This window comes from Microcoleus sp. CAWBG27 (assembly GCF_020883145.1).
In the GTDB taxonomy this organism is placed as follows: domain Bacteria; phylum Cyanobacteriota; class Cyanobacteriia; order Cyanobacteriales; family Microcoleaceae; genus Microcoleus.
Genome location: NZ_JAHREU010000144.1, coordinates 1 through 2,422 on the forward strand (window position 1 = coordinate 1; position 2,422 = coordinate 2,422).

Annotated in this window: 1 protein-coding gene and 1 pseudogene; both read right to left on the reverse strand. The window is 44.4% G+C overall.

The annotated features are described in order from the left end of the window. Nucleotides 1-232 precede the first annotated feature (232 nt). Nucleotides 233-1,474, reverse strand: coding sequence for an exonuclease SbcCD subunit D (sbcD, locus tag QZ938_RS32880; RefSeq protein WP_293356545.1), 1,242 nt, complete (start codon nucleotides 1,472-1,474; stop codon nucleotides 233-235). A gap of 302 nt (nucleotides 1,475-1,776) precedes the next feature. Next, nucleotides 1,777-2,286 (reverse strand): annotated as a pseudogene (locus QZ938_RS32885) (SMI1/KNR4 family protein); the annotation flags it as partial. Nucleotides 2,287-2,422: the final 136 nt, after the last annotated feature.

Consider the following 2,422-nt stretch of genomic DNA (forward strand, 5'->3'; position numbering starts at 1 on the left):
CCTAATTATCAAGAATTAGCCAAAGCCATAGAGTTGGGGTTCAGTCAAGTTACATCATCAAATATTTTTAACTGGTTTACGCACTGCTGTTATTGTACCTCATCTTTCTGAGAAAGGCTATATATAGCCTTTCTCAAAAAGATGAGGTATGACTGACGGCTTATTATAACCGCTTAGACTAAGAGGGCCCAAGCCCAACAACGTACCTCATCGTGAGAATTGATATAATTTACTAGAATTCGACTAAAGCTTCTTCTTCCACTCCCAACAAATCCCGTGCGGATTCTAGCATACTGTCAGTAATATCTTTCAAATCTTCGCGACTTGCCAAATAAGTTTTCAAAGCATCTAACGGTTCTATACTATTATTAGCATTTAATTCTGGCAACCGCGGTCTTGCTAGCTGGCTGACTAATTCCGGCTGAATTGTGTAGCTGTGGGCTGCGCCGAGAAGTGCGTGCAATTCGGCGTTATCAATTAAGTCTAATTGTTCCGATCGCAATTGGTAGATCAATCTGACGACTGCATCTTGGATTTCCTTCTTCCCAATGGCTTTCACCAAGTCGGCTTGCGGAGTCTCCGATTCCGATACGTTCACCTTAATCGTCTGAAACACCCGCACCGGCAAAGTGCAAAATTCCCACTCGGCTTTCCCCCTTTCCAAATTAACCAACACAAAGCCTTTCTCTTCTTTCTCTTCGCTAAAGTCAACTCGTTCGATGCTTCCGGGATAAATTACGGGCGGATTGTTGTTGGCGTTGAGATTTTGGTGTTTGTGGACGTGACCGAGGGCAACGTAGTCGAAACAAGGGCGTGTTAGCATGGCAACGGGTATGTTGAATCCTTTACCGACTGCTAGAAAACGCTCTGCGCCCAGGCTTGCTTTATCTGCCATTAAGTGCGCTAATAGTACGGTGGGGATGTTTGGATCGAGACGGCGGATTTCTCCTTCCATGGCGATCGTCAGTTTTTCGGTTAATAATTGGTTAACGTCGCCCACAGAAAGGCTTTCAGTCTCCGATCGCGTCATTAAGGTCGATCGCGTCAACCAAGGCAGCGTAACCACCTGTACGGGCCCGCTGCGGGTTTGTATGAGGTGCGTGTCGAGGCGATCGCCTACAATAAACTTAGGTATTCCCAAAGTCCGATAAATTCCCAAACTCGCGCCGCCCTGTCCCTGGGAATGTTGGTCGTGATTTCCTACTAGCAAAACCGTCGGAATTTGCGCTTCTACCAAGCGGCTGAATTGGCTCGCAAAAGCCTCCTTAACAAACGGTGGCGGCGTCGAATCCGGGAAAGCATCCCCGCCGAATATCACTAAATCTACGGGTTCAGAAATTGCTCTATCCATACATTTGCTTAGCGTCGCCGCGAAGTCTTCCAGCCGCGTATTTAACCCGGTTTCTGGATTGACGCGGCCGTGGGAAAAGCCGCTGCCCATGTGAATGTCTGAAAGGTGTAAAATTTTAATCATTGTTTTCTTTGTGAGTTGTCATTTAGGTTTGTAGTGAGGACTTCAGTCCTTCTTTCACTTCCGAGGAAGGACTAAAGTCCTCACTACGAACCTGGTTTGTAGTGAGGACTTCAGTCCTCTATTTACCAGGTATTTTATGTCTGAAAGGTATAAAGTTTTAATCATTATTTTTTAGTGTGTGAGTTGTCATTTAGGTTTGTAGTGAGGACTTCAGTCCTTCTTTCACTTCCGAGGAAGGACTAAAGTCCTCACTACGAACCTGGTTTGCCGTAAGGACTTCAGTCCTCTCTTTGCCAGATATTTTATGTGTTTCTAGGTACTAATTTGACGCTGCGCCGGTGCGGATTGATGCGTTTTTCGATCGCAAATACTGCCTTTTCTTCCTCAAAGCCGATTTCGTGAAACTCTGCAAACAAATATTCTAACTCAATTTTGGCGATCGCAGTTTCCAGCCACTTATCAAAGGAATCGCATTCAATACTTCTGAAAGGTTCGCCTTTACACTCGAAACTGATAATTTGTCCCGGAATCCCGCCGAAACAGCCCTGTGTATCCACAACCCGCAGCCACAAATTATCTACTTTCATAAACGGAATCCATGCTTTGTTCCAATATTCTCCGGGCTGCCATTCTTGAAAATTAACTTGACTCTGGGCGTCCCAAAATTTTTTCTCCTTGGCAATTGATGCCAAAGATAAAATACTCCTGCCGTGTTCAAAAGGCAACAGCCACTGATTTTCTGAACTCTCGTAAGCCGAACCGTTATACCAGCGATAAAAATCATAAAATGTTTCGGGCAGAGATTGTTGATAACGTTTTTTAGTATCCGCTCAATAATTCGGGGTAGGAGAGAAAAAAGTAAGCAGAGTAAAAAAAGTGTTATAAAATAGGATACATGACGCCAAAGACTATTTCACAAGACAAATCATCCTACAATATACTACTGCA

Excerpts from the sequence above, each read along its gene's own strand:
- sbcD (WP_293356545.1), bottom strand. The coding sequence starts at position 1,474 with ATGATTAAAATTTTACACCTTTCAGACATTCACATGGGCAGCGGCTTT.